This window comes from Microbacterium sp. KR10-403, assembly GCF_040196215.1.
Taxonomy (GTDB): Bacteria; Actinomycetota; Actinomycetes; order Actinomycetales; family Microbacteriaceae; genus Microbacterium.
This window is the reverse complement of record NZ_JBEGDC010000006.1, coordinates 37,540-63,313: the sequence shown is the minus strand read 5'-3', so window position 1 is coordinate 63,313 and position 25,774 is coordinate 37,540. Positions and strand designations below refer to the sequence as shown.

The following is a 25,774-nucleotide window of genomic DNA, read 5'->3' as shown; positions in this document are numbered from 1 at the left end:
CGTAGCGGGCGTAACCACACCGCCCGACCCGGCTAGCGTGGAAGCATGCGTGAACCCACCCCGACCGAAGCGATCGCCCTCCTCGGGAGGTCTGAACGTGCGGACGACGTCCCCGAGCGAATGCGCGCCGATGTGCGCCTGCTGGCCGGGCTGCTCGGCCAGGTCCTGCGCGAGAGCGGCTCGGAGGGACTGTACGGCGACGTCGAGCGGCTGCGCATCGCGACGCTCCGGGCGCGCACCGAGGGCACGCAGGAGGCCTTCGACGACGCCGCGCGCATCGTCGACGGCTTCGACGTCACCCGCGCCGACGAGGTCGCGCGCGCCTTCACCTGCTACTTCCACCTCGTGAACCTCGCCGAGGAGCACCAGCGCGTCCGCGTGCTGCGCGAGCGCGAGGGCCGGCCCGACCGTGAGGACGCGGGTGACTCGCTGGCGGCGGCGTTCGTGCAGCTGGCCGCCGAGGTCGGCGACGACGAGGCACGCCGACACCTGGGTCGGCTGCGCTTCCACCCCGTGTTCACCGCGCACCCGACCGAGGCGCGTCGGCGCGCGGTGTCGACGAGCATCCGGCGCCTGGCGGCCCTGCTCGACTCGCATGACGCCGCCGTGCCCGACGGCGCCGACAGCCGCCGCGCCCGGCGCCGCATCCTGGAGGAGATCGACACGCTCTGGCGCACGTCGCCGCTGCGGCCCGAGAAGCCGTCGCCGGTCGATGAGGTCACCGCCGTCACCGCCGTCTTCGACGAGACGCTCTTCACCGGCGCGCCCCACGTGTACCGGCGCGCCGACGATGCGCTGCAGGGCGATGCGTCCGGCCGCACGGCCCCGGTCGTGCCTCCGTTCCTGCGGCTGGGCACCTGGGTGGGCGGCGACCGCGACGGCAATCCCTTCGTCACCGCCTCGGTGACGCGCCGCGCCGCCGAGGTGGCCTCCGAACATGCGCTCGAGGCGCTCGAGCGCTCGGCGACCCGTGCCGGGCGCAGCCTCACCCTCGACGACGAGCAGACCCCGCCGAGTGCGGATGCGGCGGCGCTCTGGGGGCGCTACCGCGATCAGGACGAGGATGCCGCGGCCCGCATCGCCCGGCACGCACCGCACGAGACGCACCGCCGTCTCGTGCTGCTGATCGCTCGGCGCATCGCCGCCACCGCGGCGCGCCATGCGGACCTCGCCTACACCGGGCCCGACGAGCTGCTGGCCGATCTGCGCGTCGTGCAGAAGTCGCTCGTCGCCGGGGGTGCCGCACGCGAGGCCTACGGCCACCTGCAGCACCTGATCTGGCAGGTCGAGACGTTCGGGTTCCATCTCGCCGAGCTCGAGGTGCGTCAGCACTCGGCCGTGCACGCGAAGGCGCTGGCCGAGCTCGACGCCGGCGGCGAGCTCGACGCGCAGACCGAAGAGGTGCTGGCGACCTTCCGCGCGGTCGCACACGTCCAGCGGCGGTTCGGACCCGCCGCCGCGGGCCGGTACATCGTGTCGTTCACGCGTTCGGCCGCCGATCTGCTGGCTGTGCACCGCCTCGCCGCGTATGCGACAGGCGACGGGCAGGACGCCCCGGTGCTCGATGTGATCCCCTTGTTCGAGACGTTCGCCGACCTGCAGGCGGCGCCGGCGATCCTCGACGAGGTCGTCCGCTCCCCCGAGTTCGCGGCGACGCTCGAGCGCACGGGGCGGCGCCTGGAGGTCATGCTCGGCTACTCCGACTCGTCGAAGGACGTCGGCCCGGTGGCCGCTACCCTCGCGCTCTACACCGCGCAGGAGCGCATCTCGACCTGGGCGCGCGACGCGGGGATCGAGGTGACCCTCTTCCACGGCCGCGGCGGCGCCCTCGGCCGCGGCGGCGGGCCCGCGAACAGCGCGATCCTCGCACAACCGCCGCATTCGGTCGACGACCGCTTCAAGCTCACCGAGCAGGGCGAGGTCATCTTCGCCCGCTACGGCGAGCCGGCGATCGCGATGCGGCACATCGAGCAGGTCGCCGCTGCCACGCTGCTGGCCTCGGCACCGTCGGTGCAGACCCGCAACAGCACGGCGGCGCGCCGGTTCGCCGACGTCGCGCAGACGATGGATGCGGCATCCCGCGATCGTTTCTTCTCCCTCGTGCACGCCGACGGATTCGCCGCGTGGTTCGCCACCGTCACCCCGATGCCCGAGATCGGACGCCTCGCCCTCGGCTCGCGCCCGGCTCGTCGCGGCCTGTCGGTCGACTCGCTCGACGACCTGCGCGCGATCCCCTGGGTGTTCTCGTGGTCGCAGGCGCGCATCAACCTGGCGGGCTGGTTCGGTCTCGGCACCGCGCTGAAGGCGGTGGGCGATGTCGCGCTGCTGCGCGCCGCGTACCGGGAGTGGCCGCTGCTGCGCACGATGATCGACAACGTGGCGATGAGCATGGCCAAGACCGACGAGCGGATCGCGCATGGCTACCTCGCCCTCGGCGGGCGCGACGACCTCACCGAGCAGGTGCTCGCCGAGATGGCGCTCACACGGCAGTGGATCACGATCGTCAAAGACGTGGATGCGCTCCTGGCCGACAAGCCGGTGCTGCAGCGCGCGGTCGGGCTGCGCGACCCCTACGTCGACGCGCTGTCGCTGCTGCAGCTGCGGGCGCTGCGTGCGATCCGCACGGGTCCGGACGACACCGACCCCGATCTCGAGCGGCTGCTCCTGCTCAGCGTGAACGGCGTCGCGGCGGGACTGCAGAACACCGGGTGAGCCGGGTCGGCCGGATGCGGCGGGTCAGTCGACCCGCCGGTCGTCGGCGTGCCGCGAGAGGCTGCGCCCGTAGCGCTCGGTCAGCTGCACCATCAGGTCGGGCGTCTCGCGGTCGAGGCCGAACACGTAGCCGGGGAAGTCGAGCTCCTGCTGGGCGTTCCAGATGTCCTCGTGGCGGTCCGGCGACAGGATCTGCACGGGTTCGCCGACGGCGACCCAGCCGATCGGAACCACGGTCGATGCCGCGAGGTGCGTGCGCAGGTGCACGACGGCGTTGATGCGCACCTCGCACCGGTCGTCGATGTGCGCACCGTTGAACACGCGCGTGCCGGTCGCGAGGAACACCTCCTGCCCGATCGTGGCGCCCGAGATGCTGGCCATCGGGCCCACCAGCGTGTGATCGCCGATGTGCACGGGGTTCGTCGCGCTCGCGCGGATGAGGGCGTTCTCCATCACGATGACGCTCGTGCCCAGGGTGATCGGCCCGCCCTCGGCGGTGATGACGGCGCCGTGCAGCACCTGGCAGTCGGGGCCGATCGTGACGTCTCCGCTGATCACCGCCGTCGGCGCCACGACCGCACTCGCGTCGATCTTCGGACCCGCACCCACGTGTTCGAACAGCATCCCGCACCCCTTGTGTTACGACGATCCGCGTCCGTCACAGAGTACCGCCGGGTAAAGTGAAACGGCCCGCACCCCGTGGGCACGCCGCATCTCGGCAGAAAGCCCCCCACTGTGACAACGACTCTGACTGCACTTCCCCTCTCCGTCCGCTCCGTCTACGACACCGTTGTCGCCAGAAATCCGCATGAACCCGAGTTCCTGCAGGCCGTCCACGAGGTCCTCGATTCGATCGGTCCGGTGCTGGACGAGCATCCTGAGTACGTCGAGACCGGCATCCTGGATCGCCTCGTCGAGCCCGAGCGGCAGATCATCTTCCGGGTGCCGTGGGTCGACGACGACGGCGTCCAGCACGTGAACCGCGGCTACCGCATCCAGTTCAACTCGGCACTCGGCCCGTACAAGGGCGGTCTGCGCTTCCACCCATCGGTGAACCTGTCGATCGTGAAGTTCCTCGGCTTCGAGCAGATCTTCAAGAACGCGCTCACCGGTCAGGGCATCGGCGGCGGCAAGGGCGGCAGCGACTTCGACCCGCACGGGCGCTCCGACGCCGAGGTCATGCGCTTCTGCCAGTCGTTCATGAGCGAGCTGTACCGCCACATCGGCGAGCACACAGATGTTCCCGCGGGCGACATCGGCGTGGGCGGCCGCGAGATCGGCTACCTGTTCGGTCAGTACCGCAAGATCACGAACCGCCACGAGTCGGGTGTGCTCACCGGCAAGGGCCTGGGCTGGGGCGGTGCCGAGGTGCGCACCGAGGCGACCGGCTACGGCGCGGTCTTCTTCGTGCAGGAGATGCTCGCCGTCCAGGGCGAGACCCTCGAAGACAAGCGCGTCGGCGTCTCGGGTTCGGGCAACGTCGCGATCTACGCGATCGACAAGGCGCGCCAGCTCGGCGGTCTGCCCGTGACCGCCTCCGACTCGTCGGGCTATGTCATCGACGAGGCCGGCATCGACGTCGACCTGCTGCGCCAGATCAAAGAGGTCGAGCGCGCCCGCATCTCCGAGTACGCGGCCCGCCGCCCCGGCGCGCAGTACGTCGACGGCGGTCGGCCGTGGGAAGTCCCGATGGATGTCGCGATCCCGTCGGCGACGCAGAACGAGATCGACGCCGACGACGCGCGCGTGCTGGTCGCCAACGGCGTGCGTGCGGTCGCCGAGGGCGCGAACATGCCCTCGACGCCCGAGGCCGTCGAGGTCTTCCAGTCGGCGGATGTGCTGTTCGGACCGGGCAAGGCCGTCAACGCCGGCGGTGTGGCGACCTCCGCGCTCGAGATGACCCAGAACGCAGGCCGCGAGCACTGGAGCTTCGCCGACAGCGAGCACAAGCTCCGCGCGATCATGCGCGATGTGCACGCCGCGTCGTTCGCCGCCGCGCGCCGCTACGGCCACGAGGGCGACTACGTCGTGGGCGCGAACTGCGCCGGCTTCGAGCGCGTCGCCTCCGCGATGTACGCGCAGGGCGTCATCTGAGCTGACGCGCACCTGCGGCGCTCGCGCGCCGCGCGCTGTGTTGCAGAGTGGCCGCGATCCCCCGCCGATGACCTCGGCAGTGCGGGATCGCGGCCACTGTGCTGTGCAGGCGTGACCGGGACACGGGGATGCCGCGGCCCGCGGCATCCACTCTCCAGATCTGTCGGCGCTGCGCGTTTTCCGGCCCTACCCCGCGCAACAGCGACAGATGTGCGCGGCGAACCGCCCGCTCAGGCCCCCGCGACCCCCGCGGCCGCGACCGCCGCCGGCAGCGGCCACAGCTGGTCGAGCAGCTGCCCCACCCAGGCGATCAGCTCGGCATCGGCGAGACGCTCGCCCGACGCCGTCGGCAACGGCACGACGACCGCCTCTCCCCCGGCCACGAGCTTGGCCTTCGGGTACAGCCGCTGCAGCCGCACCCGCATCGAGTCGGGCAGGTTCGCGGGTGCCACGCGCAGGTTCGGTCCCATCGCCACGACATCGGCCAGCCCCGAGCGCGCGGCACGACGTCGCAGCCGGGCGACGGCCACGAGTCCCTCGACTTCGCCGGGCAGCTCGCCGTAGCGGTCGCGCAGCTCGTCGATCACGAGGTCGATCGCGTCGTCGGCGGCGGTCACTGCCGCCGCGGCCGACAGCTTCTGGTAGGCCTCCAGGCGCAGCCGCTCGCTGTCGATGTACGACTCGGGGATGCGCGCCTGCACGGGCAGCTCGAGGCGCAGCTCGGCGGGCCCCTCGTTCTCTTCACCGCGGAACGCGGCGACGGCCTCGCCGACCATCCGCAGGTACAGGTCGAAGCCGACTCCGGCGATATGGCCGGCCTGCTCGGCACCGAGCATGTTGCCGGCGCCACGCAGCTCGAGGTCTTTCAACGCAACCTGCATGCCCGATCCGAGATCGTTGTTCACCGCGATCGTCTCGAGCCGGTCGGCGGCCGTCTCGCTCAGCGGCTTCATCTCGTCGTAGAGGAAGTACGCATACGCCCGCTCGCGTCCGCGCCCCACGCGTCCGCGCAGCTGGTGCAGCTGCGACAGCCCGTACTTGTCGGCGCGGTCGATGATGATCGTGTTGGCGTTGGAGATGTCGAGCCCCGTCTCGATGATCGTCGTCGAGACGAGCACGTCGGCGCGGCGCTCCCAGAAGTCGTCGACGACCTGCTCGAGCTGGTGCTCGCCCATCTGGCCGTGCGCGACCGCGATGCGCGCCTCGGGCACGAGCTCGGCCAGCTGCGACGCGACCTTCTGGATCGACTGCACCCGGTTGTGCACGTAGAAGATCTGACCCTCGCGCAGGATCTCGCGCCGGATGGCCGCGGCGACCTGCTTGTCGCTGCGCGGCCCGACGTACGTGAGGATGGGGTGCCGGTCTTCGGGCGGGGTCTGCAGCGTCGACATCTCGCGGATGCCGGTGACCGCCATCTCGAGGGTGCGCGGGATCGGCGTCGCGCTCATCGCGAGGATGTCGACGCCCAGCTTGAGCTTCTTCAGCGCGTCCTTGTGCTCGACGCCGAACCGCTGCTCCTCGTCGATGATGAGCAGGCCGAGGTCCTTGAAGATGACCTTCTCGGTCAGGATGCGGTGCGTGCCGATGACCATGTCGATCGTGCCGTCGGTGAGGCCGGCGAGCGTCTGACGCGCCTCCTTGTCGGTCTGGAAGCGCGACAGCGGCCGCACCTTCACCGGGAACCCCGCGAACCGCTCGGTGAACGTCTCCAGGTGCTGCTTGACCAGCAGCGTCGTCGGCACGAGCATCGCGACCTGCTTGCCGTCCTGGATGGCCTTGAACGCGGCGCGCACGGCGACCTCGGTCTTACCGAAGCCGACGTCGCCCGACAGAAGCCGGTCCATCGGGATCGGCTTCTCCATGTCGGCCTTGATCTCGTCGATCGTCTGCAGCTGATCGGGCGTCTCGGCGAACGGGAAGGCCTCTTCCAGCTCGCGCTGCCAGGGCGTGTCGGGCCCGAACGCGTGCCCCTTCGACGCCATCCGCGCCGAGTAGAGCTTGACGAGCTCGACGGCGATGTCGCGCACGGCCTTGCGGGCCTTGCCCTTGGCCTGCGCCCAGTCGCTGCCGCCCATCTTCGACAGGCTCGGCGCGTCGCCGCCGACATAGCGCGAGAGCAGATCGAGCTGGTCGGTGGGTACGTACAGCTTGTCGCCCGGGTGCCCGCGCTTGCTCGGCGCGTACTCGAGCACGAGGTATTCACGCGTGCTCTTGACCGGGTTGCGCCCGCCGCTGGACACCTCGCGCTGCGTGAGCTCGACGAACTTGCCGATGCCGTGCGTGGAGTGCACGACGTAGTCGCCGGCCTTCAGCTGCAGCGGGTCGACGACGTTGCGGCGGCGCGAGGCGAGCTTGCGCACCACGCGCGAGTCGGCTCCGATCGTGCGCCCGTAGAACTCGTTCTCGGTGAAGACAGCCAGACGGGCGGTGGATGCCTCGAACCCGCGCTCGAGCGTGGCGACGACGACGTGCACGACCCCGGGCTCGGGAACCTCGAGCACCTCGTCGACCCGGCGGGCTGCAACGCCGCGCTCGGAGAGCACGTCGCGGGCACGGTCGGCGAGACCCGCACCGGAGGCGGCGACGACCACGCGGTATCCCTCGCCGATCAGCTGTGCGATGCGCCCGATCGCCCCGTCGATGTTGCCCTGGAACGAGGGCACGGCCTGTCCGTCGATGCGCACGGCGTCGGTGTCTGCGGCATCGATGTCGACGAGGCCCTCGGCCGCGGCATCCACCGCTCCCGAGTCGAAGGCGCTGAGCGTCCACCAGACGCCGCCGCGGTCACGGGTGCGCTCGTGCAGTTCGGGCAGCGCGAGGAAGTCGCCCGACCCGAGGTCCACCGGCGACTGCCCGCCCGCAGTGGCGGCACTCCACGCCGCTTCGAGGAACTCACGGTTCGTCTCGGAGAGCGTCATCGCGCGGGTGACGGCGCGCTCGGGGTCGAGGAGCGCAACCGCGGTGCCCCCCGGCAGGTAGTCCACGAGGCTCACAAGCTCGTCGACGAGAGCCGGAGTGAGCGACTCCATCCCCTCGGCGGGGATGCCCTCGGCCATCTTCTCGAGCATGCCCTGCAGACCCGGAGCGGTCGCCGACAGCTCGAGCGCGCGCTCGCGCACCGCATCGGTCAGCAGCAGCTCACGGCTGGGCAGCAGCTCGACCTGCGGGACCTCGCCCGGCAGGCTGCGCTGGTCGGCGACCGAGAACGCGCGGATCTGGTCGACCTCGTCGCCGAAGAACTCCACGCGGAACGGGTGGTCGGCCGTCGGCGGGAACACGTCGAGGATGCCCCCGCGCACCGCGAACTCGCCGCGGCGCGACACCATGTCCACCCGCAGATACGCGCGCTCGACGAGCTGTGCGCTCACCGCGGAGAGGTCGTAGCCGCGGGCCCCGGTGGTCAGAACGATTGGCGCCGCATCGTCGAGCCCGGGCGCCAGCGGCTGCAGCGCCGCGCGCACCGAGGCGGTGATCACGAGCGGGCCGGATGCCGCGGCATCCCCCCACTCCCGCGCACGGCGCAGCGCGTCGAGCCGTCGACCGACGGTCTCGGCGCTCGGACTCAGTCGCTCGTGCGGCAGGGTCTCCCACGCCGGGAAGTGCAGCACCGTCGCGCCCGGCAGCAGCTCGGCCAGGGCCGGAGCGACCGACTCGGCCCGCCTGCTGGTCGGGGTGATCACCAGGAGCGCAGCGGGGTGACCGGCCGCACGGCGACGCTCGACGAGCGCGGCGAGGACCGGCGCGTTCAGGCCTTCGACGAGTGAGAGGTCGGTGTCGACGGATGCCGCGGCCAGGGCATCGCGGACGGACTCATCCTGCGCGAGGGCGCGCGCGATCCCGGGAACTGTCACCAGAGGATTCTACGGCGGTCCACGGACACCGCAGCCCGGCCCCCTAGGATGAGCGCGTGAGCTCCGACCTGTTCGCCCCGCTGCCCGAGCCGACCGCCGACCCGTTCGGCACCGCGCCGTCGTCGCGCACGCTCGGGCTCGTGGCCCTCATCGTGGCGGCCGTCGTCGTGCTGGCCGCATCGATCGGCGTGGCGATCGCCGGCTATCCGCTCGGAGAGGCCGCCGGGCATGCGTTCGCCTCCACCCCGGTGGGGCAGAGTGTCGATCCGGCGTGGATGTCGGACCTGCAGGGCTGGGTCGCCGTGCTCGAGGTCGCCTTCTGGCTCGGCACGCTGGGCGGCATGTGGGCACTCATCCAGGGACTGATCGCGGTCGCCACGAACCGCGGGCGCGCCTTCGGCATCGCCGCATCGGTCGTCGCCGTGGCAGGCCCCGTCGTCTTCACCGCGGCCGGCACCATGACGATGCTCGCCGGCTACGCGACCGCCGCAGCCATGCCGGTGGGCTGAGCCCGGCCCGAGACCCGAGACGTCATTCCCGCGGTGCGTGGTGCTTCTGCTGCGCGGCGAGAAGCCCCTCGTCGATGAGCTGCTCGACGGCGTCCGCGGCATCCGACAGCGCCATCGGGAGCCCTGCACGGTCGGTGCCGCCGAACGGAGCGAGCACCCAGTCGGCGGGATCCTGCCGGCCCGGCGGGCGGCCGATGCCCACCCGCACGCGGGGGAACTCGGGCGTGCCCAGCGCCTTGGCGATGTCGCGGACGCCGTTGTGCCCGCCGTGCCCGCCGCCGATTTTGAGCTTGAGCGAGTCGAAGGGGATGTCGAGTTCGTCGTGGACGACCACGACGTGTGCCGGGTCGATGCCGTAGAACCGTGCGAGGTTCGCGACCGGCCCACCCGACACGTTCATGAAGCAGTTGAGCTTGGCCAGCACGATCTTGTCGCCGCCGGGGCGCAGCCAGGTCTCGGCGACACGCGCGCCCGCCTTGTGCGCCTTGAAGCGCTCGCCCCGGCGGGCCGCCAGCTCGTCGACGACCATCTGCCCCACGTTGTGGCGGGTCGCCTCATACTGCGGCCCGGGGTTGCCCAAGCCGACCACCAGCCATGTCTGCGGCATCCTCATCCCTCCGGATACGCGTCGAGGGGGCGCGCAGCACGCACCCCCTCGACGAAAACGCGGGTCACTCCGCGGCGGTCTCCTCGGCCGGGGCCTCGGCGGCCTCGGCGGTCTCCTCGGCCGGCTCTTCCTCAGCGGCGGCCGTCGGGACCGAGATCGCGACGATCAGCAGCTCGGCGTCGTCGATGAGCGTCGCGCCCTTGGGCAGCTCGATCGCACCGGCGGTGACGTGGTCGCCCTCTTCGCGGCCGTTGACGTCGACCTGGACGTGCTCGGGGATGTGCGTGGCCTCGACCTCGAGACGCAGGGTCACGGTGTCGAGGTTGACCATGGTGCCGGGGGCCGACTCGCCGACGACGACGACGGGGACCTCGACCTCGATCTTCTCGCCCTTCTTCACGACGAGAAGGTCGATGTGCTCGATGATCTGACGCACCGGGTCGCGCTGCACGTCCTTGACCAGGGCCAGCTGGCTCTTGCCGTTGACGTCGAGCTCGAGCACGGCGTTCGCGCGGCGCACGAGGAGCGAGAGCTGGTGGCCGGGAAGGGCGACGTGCACCGGGTCGGTGCCGTGACCGTAGATGACGGCCGGGATCTGGCCGGCGGCGCGCAGGCGGCGGGCGAAGCCCTTGCCGAAGTTCTCACGCAGTTCAGCGTGGACCGTGGTGTCCTCAGACATGTGAATCTCCTTGCGGGACCAGCTCGTGCAGGTCCGGATGTATGGGGGTCGTGTTCAACTCGAACGCATGCGCGTGAGGAAAGCCGCCAGGGCCTGCTTCACTGCGTCGATCACGGACACCGCTCTTCCGCCGCACGGGCGGACGCGGCATCCCTCGCCGAAGTTGCGCTCCGAGTCTACCAGGCGGACCGGTACGATGAACACGACGTCCCCACACGACGGCCACAGCAACGACCCTGGAGGAACCCATGGATGCCCAGCTCGCTTCGGACCTCGTCCTCGGCTACGTCGGCCTCGTCGTGGTCGTCGGCATCATCGGGGTCGTCGCGTCGTTCTGGCACCTCGGCCGACAGAACTACCGCAAGCACTGAGCCGCCGCGCAGCGGCGGCTCAGTGCTTGCTCACCCGACGCCGAGGTAGGCCTCCTTCACGGCCGGGTCGTTGAGCAGCTCGCGGCCCGTCCCGGTGCGGGTGATCTCCCCCGTCTCCAGCACGAACGCCCGGTGCGCCCGCGCCAGCGCCTGATTGGCGTTCTGCTCCACGAGCAGGATCGTCGTGCCCTGCTCGTTGATCTCGGTGATGATCGAGAAGATCTGCCGGATGAACTGCGGCGCGAGCCCCATCGACGGCTCGTCGAGCAGCAGCAGCCGCGGGCGCGACATGAGCGCACGGCCGATGGCGAGCATCTGCTGCTCGCCGCCCGACATGGTGCCGCCGAACTGCTTGCGGCGCTCCGCAAGGCGCGGGAACAGCGAGTAGACGCGGTCGAACGACTCGTCCACGTGCGCGCGCGTCTTCAGGCCGAACGTGCCCATGTCGAGGTTCTCCTCGACCGTCATGCCCGGGAAGATCCCGCGGCCCTCGGGGGCCTGCGAGATGCCGCGCACCACGCGCAGATGCGCCTTGGTCTTGGTGATGTCTTCGCCCTCGAAGTGGATCGATCCGCTCGAGGGATTCAGCAGCCCCGAGATCGTGCGCATCGTCGTGGTCTTGCCCGCGCCGTTCGCGCCGATGAGCGAGACGATCTCGCCCTGCTCGACGCTGAACGAGATGTCGTGGATCGCCTGGATCCGCCCGTAGTGGACGGACATGTCCTTCAGCTCAAGCAACGTCATCTTCGGGCTCTCCCAGGTATGCGGCGATCACCCGCGGGTCGTTGCGGATGGCGTGGGGCACGTCATCCGCCAGTTTCTTTCCGAACTCGAGCACCACGATGCGGTCGGTGACGCCCATCACGAGCTTCATGTCGTGCTCGATGAGCAGCACGGTGTAGCCCTCGTCGCGGATGGTGCGGATGAGCTCCATGAGCTCTTCCTTCTCTGCGGGGTTGAAGCCGGCGGCCGGCTCGTCCAGGCACAGCAGCTTCGGGTCGGTCGCCAGCGCCCGCGCGATCTCGAGGCGCCGCTGCGAGCCGTACGACAGCTCTCGCGCGCGCTTCTCGGCGTGCTGGTCGATGCCGACGAACTCGAGCAGCGCCATGGCGCGGTCGATGGCCGTCTTCTCCTCGCGGATGTGGCGCGGGAGCCGCAGCAGTGCCCCGGGCACAGAGGTGCGGTGCCGGGCGTCGAGCCCCACCACGACGTTCTCGAGCGCGGTCATCTCGCCGAACAGGCGGATGTTCTGGAACGTGCGCGCCAGGCCCAGTCGCGTGATCTGGTGCTGCTTGCGCCCCTTCAGCGACTTGCCCTCCAGCAGCACGTCGCCGCTGGTCGGCTTGTAGACACCGGTCATCGCGTTGAAGCAGGTCGTCTTACCCGCGCCGTTCGGGCCGATGAGACCCAGGATCTCACCACGCTTGATGTCGAACGAGATGCTGTCGAGGGCCAGGAGGCCCCCGAAGCGCATCGTCAGGTCGCGCACCTCGACGAGCACGTCGCCGACGTCGACGGCGATGTCGCGCTCTGCCTCGGCGCCTTCTACGAGGGTCGGGTCGTCGAACGACTCGTCGGGGGTGGATGCCGCATCCGTCACGACGTCGCTCCTTCCGTCGTCTCGCCCGGTCTGACAGAGGTCTTCTCCGGTGGCGCATCGCGGTGGAGCGCCTTGCGTCCGTAGGCCAGCAGGCGGATCTTCGCCGGGACGAGGCCCTGCGACCGGTAGATCATCAGGACCACGAGCGCCACGCCGAAGATGAGGTACTTGTAGTCGGCGATCGCGGTGAAGCGCAGCGGGATGTACGCCACGATCGCGCCGCCGAGCAGAGCACCGACCTTGTTTCCGGTACCGCCGAGCACGACGGCGGCGAGGAAGAGGATCGAGGTCTGCACGTCGAACTTCTGGTTGTTCACGAAGCCGACCTGGCCGGCGAACAGGGCGCCCGACAGGCCGCCGACGCTCGCACCGATCGCGAAGGCCCACACCTTGTACTTGAAGGTGGGCACGCCCATGGTCTCGGCGGCATCCTCGTCCTCGCGGATGGCGATCCACGCGCGCCCGACCCGACTGCGCTCGAGGTTGCCGACCAGCAGCATCACGATGATGATGATCGTGATCGTCAGCCAGTACCACGGCGTACCGTTGGAGTTGGCGAAGATCGGGATGCCATTCTCGGCGACCCCCGGAGGGTGTCCCACGTTCTGGAAACCGACCTGACCTTTCATGGCCGGGATGATCGTGGCGAGGATACGCACGATCTCGCCGAAGCCGAGCGTGACGATGGCGAGATAGTCGCCGCGCAGACGCAGCGTCGGCACGCCCAGGATCACGCCGAAGACCATCGTGACGGCCATGCCGACCGGCAGGGTCCACAGGTACGGGATCTTGAACAGCGGCGAGTCGGGGCTGGTCAGCAGCGCGGCGGTGTACGAGCCAACCGCGAAGAACGCGACGTAGCCCAGGTCGAGCAGGCCCGCATAGCCGACGACGACGTTCAGGCCGACCGCGACCAGCGCGTAGACGGCCATGGCGAAGCACGCCAGCGGCCAGTCGTTGCCCGGTTCGGTGGTGAGAGGGAAGAAGTTGAGGTACGGCAGGCAGTACGCGATCGCCACGACGATCAGCATCCACGCCCACTGCCCCTGGCGGGGCAGCCCGTCCCACTTCTCACGCAGGCCGACGAACGGGCCGCGCCGCTTCACGACGACGGACTCGGTCTCGACGACCTCGCGCGCGGATTCCGCATCGGGCATGACGCGGGGTCCGTCTGAGGAGGTGCTCATGCGCGGCTCCTTCCGAGGGTCGTGCCCAGGATCCCGGTCGGGCGCACCAGCAGCACGAGGACCAGGACCACGAAGGCCACGACGTCCGCCCACTGCGAGTCACCGAGCAGAATCTGCCCGTAGTTGCCGATGACGCCCAGCAGCAGACCGCCGAGCAGCGCTCCGCGGACGTTTCCGATGCCACCGAGGACGGCGGCGGCGAACGCCTTGATGCCGAGGATGAACCCGCCGTTGTAGATGACGCCGGAGGGCACCAGCATCACGTAGAACAGCGCGGCGGCACCGGCCAGCAGACCGCCGAGGATGAACGTGATGAGGATGATGCGCTCTTTGTTCACGCCCATCAGCGTCGCGGTGTCGGGGTCCTGCGCGACGGCACGGATGCCGCGACCGGTGCGCCCACGGCGGATGAACAGGTCGGTGGCCACCATCAGGATGATGGCCGCGATCACGATGATGATCTGCTGGCTGAAGATGATCGTGCCGAACACGTTGAACACGGGCTTGTTGACGAACATCGTCACAGCGGGCTCGGCGTTCGCACCGCGGATCACGAAGATCAGGTACTGGACGGCGAATGACGCACCGATGGCGGTGATCAGGAACGCGAGGCGTGGAGCATTGCGACGCCGCAGCGGCCGGTACGCGACGCGTTCGAGGATGACCGCCATCAGCGCCGAACAGATCATGCCGACGATCATCGCCAGCAGCAGATCGCCGATGATCGCCCAGATGCCGATGGTCGGCGCACTCGGACCGAAGCCGAGGGCGGTGAGGGTCATGACCACGCCGTAGGCGCCGACGATGAACACCTCGGAGTGGGCGAAGTTGATGAGGTTCAGAACACCGTAGACGAGCGTGTAGCCGACGGCGATCAGGCCGTAGATGGCACCGAACGTGAGGCCGTCGAAGGTGGCGCTCCAGAAATTCTGGAGAAGGGAATCGAAATCGAAATTGATCCAGGAGTTGTCGAGGACCGGGTGGCTGGTGATCAGGAGCAGATCAAGCATTCAGGCTCCGCTACGGTTCGGGCGACGCGTCGCGCGGGATGGGACGGGGAAGGTGCCGGAAAGAGGCTGCGGCGCCGACATGCTGTCGGCGCCGCAGCGCTCCGTCACTGGCCGATGACCCCGATCGGCACGATCTTGCCGTCCTGGACCTTGTAGCCGTAGACAGCCGGGGCGGCGAGCTCACCCGTGGAATCCCACTTGTAGTGCTTGCTCAGTCCGTCGGCGTCGTACGAGGCGACCCAGTCACGCAGGTCAGCACGGGTCTGCTTGCCCGCGTCGATCCCGGCGAGGAGGATCGTCGTCGCGTCGTAACCCTCGACCGAGTAGGTGCCCGGCTCGGCGTTCGTCAGCTTCTTGTAGGCGTCGGCGAACGACGGGATCAGCTCACCCGGGATGCAGGGGCAGGTGAAGTACGCGCCGTCGGAGGCGTCACCGGCCAGCTTGATGAACTGGTCGTCCTTCACGCCGTCGGGGCCGACGAACGTGCCGGTGTAGCCCTTGTTGACGAGCTGCTGCAGGAAGGGCGCACCCTCGGCGTAGTAGCCGGCGTAGTAGACGGCGTCAGGCTGGGCGTTGATGATCTTCGAGGCGACGGCCGAGAAGTCCTTCTGGCCGGTGGTCACCTTGTCGGTGCCGACCAGCGCCGAGCCGAGCGCGTCGGAGGTCGTCTTGGCCAGGCCGATGCCGTAGTCGGAGTCGTCCTGCACCAGGTAGACCTTCTTGGCCTTCAGCTTGTCGGTGATGAACTCCGCCGCAGCCGGGCCCTGGACCGAGTCGTTGCCCAGGCCGCGGAAGAAGGTCTTCCAGCCGTTCTTGGTCAGGTCGGGGTTGGTGGCCGCCGGCGTGATGTGCACGAGGCCCTGCTGGTCGAAGATGTTGCCGGTGGCCTTCGACTCGCCCGAGAACGGCAGGCCGACGACGCCGACGATGTCCTTCTCGTTGACCGCCTGGGTCACCGGGCCGGTCGCCTTGTTCGGGTCGCCCTCGGTGTCGAACTTCTTGAACGCGATCTGGCAGTCGGGGTTGGCCTCGTTGTGCTGGTTGATCGCCAGCTGCACGCCGTTGTAGATGTTGATGCCGAGCTGCGCGTTCGGGCCGGTCTCGGCGCCGACGTACGCGATCGTGAGCCCATCACACTTGGCGTTGCCGCTGCCGGCGGGCAGAACAGCGTTCGCGGGTGTCTCGATGGAGGTGATCGCCGGGATGTCGACCTTTCCGCTGCCTCCGTCGTCGCCGGAACCTCCGGTGGAGGTGGCGCCGGGCTGATTGGCACAGCCCGCGAGCATGAGCAGGGTCGCGGCTGCCGCGACGCCTGCCAGCGCTGTCTTTCGCAACATGTGATTGCCTTCCGAAATCGGGCCCACGGCCGGGTGCGGACACAGCGACCCTGTACAACCGTGGACTGGGTGGGCAAGAGATTACCGCGCGATCTGCCGAAACGCACATCGTCACGGGCGATTCGCCATGTTCGGTACCGGCTTGTAACGCAACAGAAACACTCACGGGCGCGTGCCGGTGCCTCGCCCAGTACTCTGGGAGGGACCCCGCCCCTCACTATCAAGGAGAGCACTGTGCCCACAGCCACTGCCAACATCGGAGTCATCGGACTCGCCGTCATGGGGTCGAACCTCGCCCGCAACCTCGCGTCGCGCGAGGGCAACACGGTGGCCGTCTACAACCGCAGCCGTGCGAAGACCGACGAACTGCTCGCCGAGCACCCCGAGGCCGGCTTCGTCCCCTCGTTCTCCTACGAGGAGTTCGCCGCGTCGCTCACCGTGCCGCGCACCGCCGTCATCATGGTCAAGGCCGGCGCCGGCACCGACGCGGTCATCGACGAGCTGGTGAAGGTCTTCGCACCCGGCGACATCATCGTCGACGGCGGCAACGCCCTGTTCACCGACACCATCCGCCGCGAGAAGGCGGTGCGCTCCACCGGCATCAACTTCGTGGGCATGGGCGTCTCGGGCGGCGAGGAGGGTGCTCTGCTGGGCCCGTCGCTGATGCCCGGCGGCTCCGACGAGTCGTGGGTGACCCTCGGCCCGATCCTCAAGTCCATCGCCGCGGTCGCCGAGGGTGAGCCGTGCGTGACGCACGTCGGCCACGACGGCGCCGGCCACTTCGTGAAGATGGTGCACAACGGCATCGAGTACGCCGACATGCAGCTCATCGCCGAGGCCTACGACCTCATCCGTCGCGGCACCGGCAAGACGCCCGCCGAGATCGCCGACGTGTTCGCGCAGTGGAACAGCGGCGAGCTGGACTCGTATCTCATCGAGATCACCGCGGAGGTGCTGCGGCAGCAGGATGCCGCGACCGGCACGCCTCTGGTGGACGTCATCGTCGACCAGGCCGGCGCCAAGGGCACCGGTGGCTGGACGGTGCAGACCGCGATCGACCTGGGCGTGCCGGTCTCCGGCATCGCCGAGGCCGTGTTCGCCCGGTCGCTGTCGAGCCACCCCGAGCAGCGGGCCGTCGCCGCGAACCTGCCGGGCCCGGCCGACGAGCTGCAGGTCGCCGACGCCGACGCATTCATCGAGGACGTGCGCCTGGCGCTGTTCGCCTCGAAGATCGTCGCGTATTCGCAGGGCTTCGACGAGATCCGTGCGGGCGCCGCCCAGTACGGCTGGAGCATCGACCTGGGCGCGGTGGCCAAGATCTGGCGCGGCGGCTGCATCATCCGCGCCCAGTTCCTCAACCGCATCTCCGACGCGTACGCCGAGCAGCCCGATCTGCAGGTGCTGCTCACGGCGCCGTATTTCGTGGCGGCCCTCGAGCGCGCACAGGACGCGTGGCGCCGCATCGTCGCCACGGCCGCGGCCAGCGGCATCCCCTCCCCCGCCTTCTCGTCGTCGCTCGCGTACTACGACGGCCTGCGCGCCGACCGCCTGCCGGCCGCGCTCATCCAGGGCCAGCGCGACTTCTTCGGCGCGCACACGTACCGCCGCACCGACCGTGATGGCACGTTCCACACGCTGTGGTCGGGCGACCGGTCCGAGGTCTCCGCGGAGGACACGCACTGAGCATGACACGGCCCACGGCGGCGATGCGCGTGCAGCGCACCGCCGCCCGGCTCGTGCTCACCGCGCTGACGCTCGGCTACCTCTGGGCGGTCGGATGGATGACGCTGCGCGCGCAGCCGTACGGCTCGGACATCGCGACGGGCCTGGACCGCCTGCTCGCGTGGTTCGCCGAACACGCGTCGACGGCCTGGATCACCTTCGACCGCGTCGAGTTCGCCGCCAACGTCGCGATGTTCGTGCCCCTGGGCATCCTCGCGGTGCTGTGGTTCGGCGTGCGCGGGTGGTGGTCGGCGCCGGTCCTCGGTGCACTCGTCAGCACCGCCATCGAAAGCACGCAGGCGCTGCTGCTGAGCACCCGCGTGCCCGATGTGCGCGACATCGTGGCGAACACCCTGGGGGCCGTCATCGGCATGCTGCTCATGCTGCTGCTGGCGTTCCTGCTGGCGCCTCGCCGGTCGTGACGCCTCAGAGCCAGTCCTTGCGTTTGAAGACCACATAGAGCACCACGCTGGAGGCCAGCATGAGCCCCAGCGCCGCCGGGTACCCCCACGCCCAGTGCAGCTCGGGCATGTCGCTGAAGTTCATACCGTAGACCGTGCCCACGAGGGTCGGCGCCACGAGGATCGCCGCCCAGGACGAGATCTTCTTCACCTGGTCGTTCTGCGCGAGGCCGGTCTCGGTCATCCGGCGCATGGCCTCGTTGTTCTCCTGCTCGACGAGCGTCGCATGCACGCTCAGCGCCGAGGCGAGCGTGTTGCGGAATGCCTCCACGCGATCGGACACGTGCCGGGCCGCATCGCCGAGCTCACCGAACGCGGGTACGGGGCGGTGTCCGGCCTCGTCGGCCGCGAACTGTCCGATCCGATCGATCATGTCGGGCAGCGGCGCGGTGGCGTGCTGCAGCTCGATGACCTCGCGCTGGAGCTTGAAGATGCGCTTGGAGACGTCCGGGTCGCCGGTGAACAGCTGCTCCTCGATCTCGTCGATGTCGTTCTCGACGCCGTCCAGCACCGGCCCGTAGCCGGCCAGCGCGGCCTCCATCACCATCCACACCACGCTGCGCGTGCCCTTCGCGAGGATCTCGGGGCGATCCTCGAGCCTGGAGCGCACGTCATCCTGGTCGATGAAGCCGTCCGGCTGCACCGAGACGATCCGATCCCGGGTGACGAAGAGGGCGACCTCACTGCGCTCGACGGTCTCCGTGTCGTCGTGATAGCGCGCGGGGTGCAGCACCAGGTAGTGCATCGCCCCGTAGTCCTCGAGCTTGCTGCGCTGATTGCCGCGCAGGCAGTCGCGCACGGCGAGGTGGTTCAGATCCAGCAGGGACGCGATGTCGGTGAGCTCGCTCTCGCTCGGGGCGTCCAGCCCGACCCACAGCATCCCGCCCTCTCTGTCGGCGGCGGCGAGGGCGGCAGCCGGATCCGTGCCGGATGCCACGCGACGGCCGTCCACGTACACGCCGCAGGAGATGCTGCCCATGTCGAACACCCTAGGCGACGGTCATCGGGATCCGATCTACCGCGATTCACAGGAACGGCATAGTGTTTGCCATAGGTCCCTCACAGTCGGCCCAGGAGAATCGAGGCATGACCATGACAGTTTCGGGAACCTCGCTCCAGCGCGCCGACGGCTCCGCCCCGCGCATCCTCGTTGTCGACGACGAGCAGATGCTCACCGACCTGCTGTCGATGGCGCTGCGCATGGAGGGCTGGGACGTGCAGACGGCTGCCTCCGGGTTCGAGGCGCTGCAGGCCGCACGTGACTTCACGCCCGACGCCATGGTGCTCGACATCATGATGCCCGACCTCGACGGCATGAGCGTGCTGCAGCGTCTGCGACACAGCGGCAACAATGTGCCGGTGCTCTTCCTCACCGCGAAGGACTCGGTCGGCGACCGGGTCGCGGGGCTGACCGCCGGCGGCGACGACTACGTGACCAAGCCGTTCAGCCTCGAAGAGGTCGTGGCGCGGCTGCGCGGGCTCATGCGCCGCGCCGGCACGGCACAGTCGGCCGAGGCCGAGCCGATCCTGCGCGTCGGCGACCTGTCGCTGAACGAGGACAGCCACGAGGTCGAGCGCGCCGGGCGCGAGATCGAGCTCACGGCCACCGAGTTCGAGCTGCTGCGGTACCTCATGCGCAACCAGCGCCGCGTCGTCTCCAAGGCGCAGATCCTCGACCGGGTGTGGAACTACGACTTCGGCGGGCGCTCCAGCGTCGTCGAGCTGTACATCTCGTACCTGCGCAAGAAGATCGACCAGGGGTACGAGCCGCTCATCCACACCGTGCGCGGCGTGGGCTACATGATCAAAGCCCCGCAGTGACCCAGACGTCCGCCGTGCCGCGGAGGTCCCGGCGGCCTCGGCGGCACCTCAATCTGCAGACGCGGCTCATGGCCACCGTGATCGGCATCGTCGCCCTGATCCTCGTCGCGGTGGCCCTGGCCACGAGCGCGATCCTCGGCGGCATCCTGCAGCAGAACCTTGACAACAAGGTGCAGGAGGCCGTCAGCAGCCTGCGCATCCCGCGGCCGAGCCTCACCGACAGCTCGGGCATCGCGTACGACACGCTCGAGAATTCGCCGCGCCGACCCGGCTTTCTGCTGGTGGTCAGCGAACCCGGCGGCGTGCCCACGGGCGCCTATGTCACCGACGACGGCGACGTGCAGCAGCTCACGGCGCGTCAGGTCGAGCAGATCGTCACTCCCCTGCAGCACTCGCGCATGGCGACCGTGTCGGTCGAGTCGATCGGCACCTTCCGCATGCTCACCGGCGTCGCCGGCAACACCTATGCCATCGCGGGCGGACTGCCGCTGACGGAGGTCAGCCAGACCATCACCCAGATCCTGACCACGGTGGGCCTGGTCACCCTCGGAGGCCTGCTGCTCCTCGCGGCCGCGATCGCCATCGTGATCCGCCGCGGTCTCCAGCCCCTACGCACGGTGGCCGACACCGCCACCCGCGTCGCCTCCCTCCCGATGTCCGAGGGCGAGGTGTCGATCGCCGAGCGGGTCCCGGTGGCCGATGCGGACGCCGCCACCGAGATCGGCCGCGTCGGCACCGCGCTGAACACTCTCCTCGACCATGTCGGGGCCTCGCTGCAGGCCCGTCAACGCAACGAGGAGCGCATGCGCAGCTTCGTCGCCGACGCGAGCCACGAGCTGCGCACGCCGTTGGCGTCGATCCGCGGCTACTCCGAGCTGTCGCTGCGCGATCCCGCGCTGGGCGAGACGACCCAGCAGTCGCTCGAGCGCATCCAGGCGCAGTCCCTGCGCATGACCGCGCTCGTCGAAGACCTGCTGCTGCTCGCCCGGCTCGACGAGGGCAAGGAGCTCGTCTACGGCGCCGTCGACCTGACCCGTCTCGCCGTCGAGGCGACGGGTGACGCCCAGGTCGCCGGTCGCGATCACCACTGGATCGTCGACGTGCCCGAGGAGCCCGTCGTGGTGGCCGGCGACACCGCGCGTCTGCATCAGGTCATCGCGAACCTGCTGGCCAACGCGCGCACCCACACGCCGGCGGGGACGACGGTGACCACGCGTGTGGAGCGGGACGGGCAGGATGCCGTGCTCAGCGTGCACGACGACGGCCCCGGCATCGACCCCTCGGTCGCCGGCGAGCTGTTCGAGCGGTTCGCCCGGGCCGACGGGTCGCGCGCTCGCAAGACGGGCGGCACCGGGCTGGGCCTCTCGATCGCCAAGGCGATCGTGGACGCCCACCACGGCACGATCAGCGTCACGAGTGTTCCGGGCGACACCACGTTCGAAGTGCGACTGTCGGCGCGGCCCGCCGACCCGTCCGCTGCGACTCCCCCGGAGTCGCAGGATCAGTAGCCGCTGAACGCGTCGGTCGTGATCGACCGCGCCTGCTGCAGCGTCGGCGCGAGATCGGCGAGCAGGCCCGCGGGCCCCGACGCGTACGCGTGCCGCTCGCCGATGTCGGGGACCGCCCGGCGCAGCGTCTGGGCGTCCAGTCGCGCCCCCTGCGCCCAGAACCAGTTCTCCGGCATGTCGGCCGGTTCGTCGCGGGTGAAGGCGATGACCCTCACCCCCGACTGCTCGAGGTCGTCGCGGAACGCCAGCTCGGCAGCATCCCGCGCCACGTACACGACGACCGCGTCACGATGCTGTCCGGTCTGCGTCAGGTGCCGCAGGTGGGAGATGAACGGCGTCACGCCGATTCCGGCGGCGACCATCAGCAGGGGGTCGCGGGAGTGCCGGGGCAGCACGAAGTCGCCCCACACGCCGGTCACCGCCAGCGCCTGCCCCGGCTCGACGGCCGCCAGCGCCTTCTTGAAGCTCGACTGCGGCCCGCCTCCGTCGCGGAACGCGATGCGCACGGTCGGCAGGTCTTCGGGTGCCGAGACGATGCTGAACTCGCGGCGGGTGCCGCGCGCGTCGGGGTGCCGGTGCGGCACGTCGAGCTCGAGGAACTGGCCCGCCGTGAAGCCGAACCCGCGACTGGCGCGGAAGGTGAGTGCGCGCACCGTGGGCGTCAGCTGCACGCGCCCCTCGAACACGAGACGCACGGCGGCACGGACCGCGAAGGCGAACGCGATGAGGTTTCCGATGAGCACCGCACGCTCCTGACCGAGCCCGACCGGGAACGTGCCGAACAGCGGCGCCCACCCCACGAGCACGCCGACGACGACGGCGACGATCAGCTGCTGCCAGCGGCGTGGCGGCAGGGTCAGGGGCTCGGAGAGCATGAACGCCCCGAGGAACAGCACAGGCGACGACCACAGCTGCTGGCCGACGAGCGTCCAGACCTCCATCGGGACGCCCTGCTGCGCGTACTGCGTGGCCACCGCGACCACCCCGACGGCGATCGCGACGACCCAGAACAGAGCGATCACCCGCAGCTTCTCGGTGCGCCAGACCAGGATCACGCCCAGCAGCAGCACGATGGGCCCGAACAGTGGCGAGCCGACCCACCACGACGAGTAGCCGAGCTCGGCGACGCCGCTGGTCGCCGAGATGAGCGTGAGCACGGTCGCCCCCACCGCCGCGGGGTTGAACACGTGCCGCCCGCGCCAGGCCAGGACGTACTTCGAGACGGATGCCACGGCCCCGGCGATCGCGATGCCCACCAGCCCCAGCACCGTGGCGCTCGGCCGCAGCACGAACAGCAGGATGCCGGCGGTGATCAGGGACGACTCCACACGCCACGGCAGCTTCAGCAGACGCTGGGAGGCGGCATCCACCGCCGTGCACACCGCGACCAGCACGGCGGCCGTCGCGAGGATCTCGATCCATGAGGGACCTGCCAGCTCCGCCAGCGACAGCAGGAAGGCCACCGCCGCGAGCACGCCGACGCTCAGCAGGGCGAGGCGGTACATCGACACGCGGCCGAGGACCGCGAAGACGCGGTTCCACCACGCCGTGAGCGCCGCGATCACGCCGCCACCGCCGAGCCGCCGCGCCGACGGATGGCCTTGAGGCCCTCCACGGCGAGGAAGACGACGATCGACAGCACGATCGGCAGCGCCCACGACCAGACTGCCAGCGGACGCGAGCCGAAGAGATCGTTCATGAACGGCACGTACGTGTACACCAGCTGCAGCACGACGAGGGCCAGCGCCGACCACCACACGACGGGGTTGCCGCGCACCGCGTCGAGCGACAGGCTCGACCGCGACAGGAACCGGCAGTTCAGCAGGTAGGCGAGCTGGCCGAGGGCGAGCATCGCCACCGCCTCGGTGCGCGCGTAGTCGATGTCCACGCCCGTCGCGGCCACCCCGTAGAACACCGCGAGCGTGGCGCCGCCGATGAGCACCGACACGATGAGCACGAAGCCGAGTTCACGCAGCGACACGATCGACCCGCCGGGCTTTCGCGGCGGCCTGGACATGATGCCGCGCTCGGCGGGCTCGTACGCGAGGGCCAGCGACAGCGTGAGCGCCGTCACCATGTTCACCCAGAGCACCTGCACGGGCGTGAGCGGCAGCACGAACCCGAACACGATCGCCACCAGGATGACCAGCGACTGCGCACCGTTCGTCGGCAGCAGGAAGACGACGGACTTGCGGAGGTTGTCGTAGATGCGCCGGCCCTCGCGCACCGCGCTGCGGATCGTCGCGAAGTTGTCGTCGGCGAGGACGATCTCGGCGGCCTCCTTGGTCGCTTCGGTGCCCTTGATGCCCATGGCGATGCCCACGTCCGCACGGGTGAGCGCCGGGGCGTCGTTGACGCCGTCGCCGGTCATCGCGACGACCTCGCCGTGCGACTGCAGGGCGCGAACGATGCGGATCTTGTGCTCGGGGCTGGTGCGCGCGTACACGTCGACGTCGCGCACGACCTCCTTGAGCTGCTCCTGCGACATGGCCTCGAGCTCGGTGCCGGTGAGCACCGGGGCGTCGGGCGCGTCCACGAGATTCATCTCGCGCGCGATCGCCAGCGCCGTGCCGGCATGGTCGCCGGTGATCATCTTCACCCGGATGCCGGCGTGATGGCAGTCGGCGATGGCTTCGACGGCCTCCGGGCGCGGCGGGTCGAGGATGCCCCACACCCCGAGGAACTCGAGATCGTGCAGGTCATCGAGGACGATGTCGGCGGTGTCGGATGCCGCGGGCAGCCGCGCGGCGGCGAGCACGCGCAGGCCCTGACCGCTGAGGTCCGCGATGACGTCCTCCCAGTGCAGGACGTTCAGGGGCTCGCGACCGTGCGCTCCGCGCTGCGTGTGCGCACGGCGCAGGAGGCGGTCGGGCGCACCCTTGACCAGGATCGCCCGCGATCCGTCGGCCGACGCGTTGAGGGTGGCCATGAGCTTGTTCGTGGAGTCGAAGGGCAGCACCGCGACGCGGGCGGTCCCGGCCGAGCGCACGCCGCCCTTCATCGCGACGGTCTTCAGCGCGCCCTCGGTGGGCTCGCCGACCAGCGTCCAGTGGCCGGGCGCATCGTCGTCGGAGACGATGTGGGCGTCGTTGCAGAGGTTCGCGACGGCCAGGAGGGCCGCGAGGTCTCCCCCGTCGCCCGCGACGTCGCCATCGCCCGCGTCGGCGCGCGTGATCTCGCCCTCGGGGGCGTAGCCCAGACCGCTCACGTCGTACGACGCGAGCGGGGTGATGATGCGACGCACGGTCATCTCGTTGCGGGTGAGCGTTCCCGTCTTGTCGGAGCAGATCGTGGTCACCGAGCCGAGCGTCTCGACCGCGGGCAGCTTGCGGGTGATCGCGTTGCGCTTGGCCATCTGCTGCACGCCGATCGCCAGCGTGATCGTCACGAGCGCGGGAAGGCCTTCGGGGATCGCGGCCACGGCGAAGCCGATCGTCGCCGAGATGAGGTCGCCGAACGGCATCTGATGCACGAACCGGCCGATCGCCAGCATGAGCGCGGCCATGCCGAGGATGATCAGCGTCAGCTTTCGGCCGAAGTCGTCGAGCTGCGTCGTCAGCGGGGTGTCGAGCGTGCCCGCCTCGCCCACGAGCGTCTGGATCGTCCCGATCTCGGTGCGCGTGCCGGTGCCGGTCACGATGCCCCGGCCCTGCCCGGCCGACACGATCGTGCCCGAGAACGCCATCGAGTGCCGGTCGCCGATGCCGGCATCCGCGGGCACCGGCTCGGCGTCCTTCGAGGCGGGCACCGACTCGCCGGTCAGGGCGGACTCGTCGATGCGCAGCTGCGAGGTCTGGAACAGGCGCACATCGGCCGGCACCCGATCGCCCGGCGCGAGCCGGACGACGTCACCGGGCACCAGGTCGGCCGCCGGCACGGTCTGCCAACCGCCGTCGCGCCGCGCCGAGGCATCGGCCGACAGCATCCCGCGGATCCCGGCGAGTGCCTTCTCAGCACGCCCCTCCTGCACATAGCCGATGACCGCGTTGATCACGGCCACGGCCACGATCACCCAGAAGTCGAGCCAGTCGGCCATGATCGCCTTGATCACGGCGGCGCCCAACAGGATGTAGATCAGCGTGTCGTTGAAGTGCAGGAGGAACCGCACGAGGGCGGGCTTGCGCTTGGGCTCGGGCAGCAGATTCGGGCCCCCCTCGGCCAGCCGCGCTCCGGCCTGTGCAGAGCTCAGCCCGGCGAGGTCGGCGTCCAGTGCGACGACGACGTCGTCGACCGTCTGCGCGTAAGGCCTGTTCTGCACTGCCGGCTGCACCATGCCGACCGCCCTTCGTCCCGTCTGGTCTGCGG

Annotated in this window: 20 protein-coding genes; 8 read left to right on the top strand and 12 right to left on the bottom strand. The window is 69.9% G+C overall.

What is annotated here, in order from left to right; all coding sequences use genetic code 11:
* Positions 1-45 precede the first annotated feature (45 nt).
* On the top strand, positions 46-2,712 hold the full coding sequence (locus ABMQ42_RS14505; protein WP_349723709.1) for a phosphoenolpyruvate carboxylase: 2,667 nt from the start codon (positions 46-48) through the stop codon (positions 2,710-2,712).
* Positions 2,713-2,736: 24 nt separating this feature from the next.
* Here ABMQ42_RS14505 and ABMQ42_RS14500 read toward each other — a convergent pair whose 3' ends face one another.
* On the bottom strand, positions 2,737-3,336 hold the full coding sequence (locus ABMQ42_RS14500) for a gamma carbonic anhydrase family protein (protein ID WP_349723708.1): 600 nt from the start codon (positions 3,334-3,336) through the stop codon (positions 2,737-2,739).
* A gap of 111 nt (positions 3,337-3,447) precedes the next feature.
* Between ABMQ42_RS14500 and gdhA the strand changes: the two genes are divergently transcribed.
* On the top strand, positions 3,448-4,806 hold the full coding sequence (gene gdhA, locus ABMQ42_RS14495; protein WP_349723707.1) for an NADP-specific glutamate dehydrogenase: 1,359 nt from the start codon (positions 3,448-3,450) through the stop codon (positions 4,804-4,806).
* A gap of 230 nt (positions 4,807-5,036) precedes the next feature.
* Here gdhA and mfd read toward each other — a convergent pair whose 3' ends face one another.
* Positions 5,037-8,657, bottom strand: coding sequence for a transcription-repair coupling factor (mfd, locus tag ABMQ42_RS14490; protein WP_349723706.1), 3,621 nt, complete (start codon positions 8,655-8,657; stop codon positions 5,037-5,039).
* Between the two features lie 56 nt (positions 8,658-8,713).
* Between mfd and ABMQ42_RS14485 the strand changes: the two genes are divergently transcribed.
* On the top strand, positions 8,714-9,166 hold the full coding sequence (locus ABMQ42_RS14485; RefSeq protein ID WP_349723705.1) for a hypothetical protein: 453 nt from the start codon (positions 8,714-8,716) through the stop codon (positions 9,164-9,166).
* Positions 9,167-9,188: 22 nt separating this feature from the next.
* Here ABMQ42_RS14485 and pth read toward each other — a convergent pair whose 3' ends face one another.
* On the bottom strand, positions 9,189-9,773 hold the full coding sequence (gene pth / locus ABMQ42_RS14480; protein WP_349723704.1) for an aminoacyl-tRNA hydrolase: 585 nt from the start codon (positions 9,771-9,773) through the stop codon (positions 9,189-9,191).
* Between the two features lie 64 nt (positions 9,774-9,837).
* Positions 9,838-10,452 carry a 50S ribosomal protein L25/general stress protein Ctc gene (locus ABMQ42_RS14475; protein WP_349723703.1) on the bottom strand — a complete coding sequence of 205 codons (615 nt, stop codon included), beginning with the start codon at positions 10,450-10,452 and terminating at the stop codon, positions 9,838-9,840.
* A gap of 248 nt (positions 10,453-10,700) precedes the next feature.
* Between ABMQ42_RS14475 and ABMQ42_RS14470 the strand changes: the two genes are divergently transcribed.
* Entirely contained in the window at positions 10,701-10,823 is a 123-nt protein-coding gene (locus ABMQ42_RS14470) for a hypothetical protein (protein WP_349723702.1), read from the top strand.
* A gap of 30 nt (positions 10,824-10,853) precedes the next feature.
* On the opposite strand, the gene ABMQ42_RS14465 is transcribed toward ABMQ42_RS14470, so the two are convergent.
* From ABMQ42_RS14465 to ABMQ42_RS14445, 5 genes are all read right to left on the bottom strand, one after another.
* The gene (locus ABMQ42_RS14465) at positions 10,854-11,567 is read right to left on the bottom strand and encodes an ABC transporter ATP-binding protein (RefSeq protein WP_349723701.1); all 714 of its coding nucleotides are present in this window, start codon (positions 11,565-11,567) and stop codon (positions 10,854-10,856) included.
* Positions 11,554-12,297 (bottom strand): ABC transporter ATP-binding protein, encoded by a 744-nt coding sequence (locus ABMQ42_RS14460; protein ID WP_502884735.1) that lies wholly within the window; start codon positions 12,295-12,297, stop codon positions 11,554-11,556. The genes ABMQ42_RS14465 and ABMQ42_RS14460 overlap by 14 nt, the downstream gene beginning before the upstream one ends.
* A gap of 122 nt (positions 12,298-12,419) precedes the next feature.
* A complete protein-coding gene (locus ABMQ42_RS14455; RefSeq protein WP_349723699.1) occupies positions 12,420-13,610 on the bottom strand; it encodes a branched-chain amino acid ABC transporter permease in 1,191 nt (396 codons plus the stop codon).
* Positions 13,607-14,620: a branched-chain amino acid ABC transporter permease gene (locus ABMQ42_RS14450; protein WP_349723698.1), complete on the bottom strand. Its 1,014-nt coding sequence runs from the start codon at positions 14,618-14,620 to the stop codon at positions 13,607-13,609. Before ABMQ42_RS14450 ends, ABMQ42_RS14455 begins: the two co-directional genes overlap by 4 nt.
* A gap of 104 nt (positions 14,621-14,724) precedes the next feature.
* On the bottom strand, positions 14,725-15,957 hold the full coding sequence (locus ABMQ42_RS14445; RefSeq protein ID WP_349723697.1) for a branched-chain amino acid ABC transporter substrate-binding protein: 1,233 nt from the start codon (positions 15,955-15,957) through the stop codon (positions 14,725-14,727).
* A 234-nt stretch (positions 15,958-16,191) separates the two neighbouring features.
* Here ABMQ42_RS14445 and gnd point away from each other — a divergent pair, with 234 nt between their 5' ends.
* Positions 16,192-17,640, top strand: coding sequence for an NADP-dependent phosphogluconate dehydrogenase (gene gnd / locus ABMQ42_RS14440; RefSeq protein ID WP_349723696.1), 1,449 nt, complete (start codon positions 16,192-16,194; stop codon positions 17,638-17,640).
* Positions 17,641-17,642: 2 nt separating this feature from the next.
* Positions 17,643-18,101: a VanZ family protein gene (locus tag ABMQ42_RS14435; protein WP_349723695.1), complete on the top strand. Its 459-nt coding sequence runs from the start codon at positions 17,643-17,645 to the stop codon at positions 18,099-18,101.
* 4 nt (positions 18,102-18,105) lie between these two features.
* Here ABMQ42_RS14435 and ABMQ42_RS14430 read toward each other — a convergent pair whose 3' ends face one another.
* Positions 18,106-19,119 (bottom strand): magnesium and cobalt transport protein CorA, encoded by a 1,014-nt coding sequence (locus ABMQ42_RS14430; protein WP_349723694.1) that lies wholly within the window; start codon positions 19,117-19,119, stop codon positions 18,106-18,108.
* 113 nt (positions 19,120-19,232) lie between these two features.
* Between ABMQ42_RS14430 and ABMQ42_RS14425 the strand changes: the two genes are divergently transcribed.
* Positions 19,233-19,961 carry a response regulator transcription factor gene (locus ABMQ42_RS14425; protein WP_349723951.1) on the top strand — a complete coding sequence of 243 codons (729 nt, stop codon included), beginning with the start codon at positions 19,233-19,235 and terminating at the stop codon, positions 19,959-19,961.
* A 68-nt stretch (positions 19,962-20,029) separates the two neighbouring features.
* The gene (locus ABMQ42_RS14420; RefSeq protein ID WP_349723693.1) at positions 20,030-21,469 is read left to right on the top strand and encodes a sensor histidine kinase; all 1,440 of its coding nucleotides are present in this window, start codon (positions 20,030-20,032) and stop codon (positions 21,467-21,469) included.
* Here ABMQ42_RS14420 and ABMQ42_RS14415 read toward each other — a convergent pair.
* Together ABMQ42_RS14415 and ABMQ42_RS14410 are read right to left on the bottom strand one after the other, a co-directional pair.
* Positions 21,463-23,034, bottom strand: coding sequence for a ferredoxin--NADP reductase (locus ABMQ42_RS14415; RefSeq protein ID WP_349723692.1), 1,572 nt, complete (start codon positions 23,032-23,034; stop codon positions 21,463-21,465). The genes ABMQ42_RS14420 and ABMQ42_RS14415 overlap by 7 nt on opposite strands.
* Positions 23,031-25,742 carry an HAD-IC family P-type ATPase gene (locus ABMQ42_RS14410; RefSeq protein WP_349723691.1) on the bottom strand — a complete coding sequence of 904 codons (2,712 nt, stop codon included), beginning with the start codon at positions 25,740-25,742 and terminating at the stop codon, positions 23,031-23,033. The genes ABMQ42_RS14415 and ABMQ42_RS14410 overlap by 4 nt, the downstream gene beginning before the upstream one ends.
* Between the last annotated feature and the right edge of the window lie 32 nt (positions 25,743-25,774).

What these genes read in the sequence shown, in the direction of transcription:
- ABMQ42_RS14450 (WP_349723698.1), bottom strand. Translation starts at nt 14,620, where the DNA reads ATGCTTGATCTGCTCCTGATCACCAGCCACCCGGTCCTCGACAACTCC.
- ABMQ42_RS14465 (WP_349723701.1), bottom strand. Translation starts at nt 11,567, where the DNA reads ATGACGTTGCTTGAGCTGAAGGACATGTCCGTCCACTACGGGCGGATC.
- ABMQ42_RS14460 (WP_502884735.1), bottom strand. Translation starts at nt 12,297, where the DNA reads ATGCGCTTCGGGGGCCTCCTGGCCCTCGACAGCATCTCGTTCGACATC.
- ABMQ42_RS14475 (WP_349723703.1), bottom strand. Translation starts at nt 10,452, where the DNA reads ATGTCTGAGGACACCACGGTCCACGCTGAACTGCGTGAGAACTTCGGC.
- ABMQ42_RS14455 (WP_349723699.1), bottom strand. Translation starts at nt 13,610, where the DNA reads ATGAGCACCTCCTCAGACGGACCCCGCGTCATGCCCGATGCGGAATCC.
- ABMQ42_RS14500 (WP_349723708.1), bottom strand. Translation starts at nt 3,336, where the DNA reads ATGCTGTTCGAACACGTGGGTGCGGGTCCGAAGATCGACGCGAGTGCG.
- ABMQ42_RS14410 (WP_349723691.1), bottom strand. Translation starts at nt 25,742, where the DNA reads ATGGTGCAGCCGGCAGTGCAGAACAGGCCTTACGCGCAGACGGTCGAC.
- ABMQ42_RS14430 (WP_349723694.1), bottom strand. Translation starts at nt 19,119, where the DNA reads ATGGGCAGCATCTCCTGCGGCGTGTACGTGGACGGCCGTCGCGTGGCA.
- ABMQ42_RS14435 (WP_349723695.1), top strand. Translation starts at nt 17,643, where the DNA reads ATGACACGGCCCACGGCGGCGATGCGCGTGCAGCGCACCGCCGCCCGG.
- ABMQ42_RS14445 (WP_349723697.1), bottom strand. Translation starts at nt 15,957, where the DNA reads ATGTTGCGAAAGACAGCGCTGGCAGGCGTCGCGGCAGCCGCGACCCTG.
- ABMQ42_RS14420 (WP_349723693.1), top strand. Translation starts at nt 20,030, where the DNA reads ATGGCCACCGTGATCGGCATCGTCGCCCTGATCCTCGTCGCGGTGGCC.
- pth (WP_349723704.1), bottom strand. Translation starts at nt 9,773, where the DNA reads ATGCCGCAGACATGGCTGGTGGTCGGCTTGGGCAACCCCGGGCCGCAG.
- ABMQ42_RS14470 (WP_349723702.1), top strand. Translation starts at nt 10,701, where the DNA reads ATGGATGCCCAGCTCGCTTCGGACCTCGTCCTCGGCTACGTCGGCCTC.
- ABMQ42_RS14505 (WP_349723709.1), top strand. Translation starts at nt 46, where the DNA reads ATGCGTGAACCCACCCCGACCGAAGCGATCGCCCTCCTCGGGAGGTCT.
- ABMQ42_RS14425 (WP_349723951.1), top strand. Translation starts at nt 19,233, where the DNA reads ATGACAGTTTCGGGAACCTCGCTCCAGCGCGCCGACGGCTCCGCCCCG.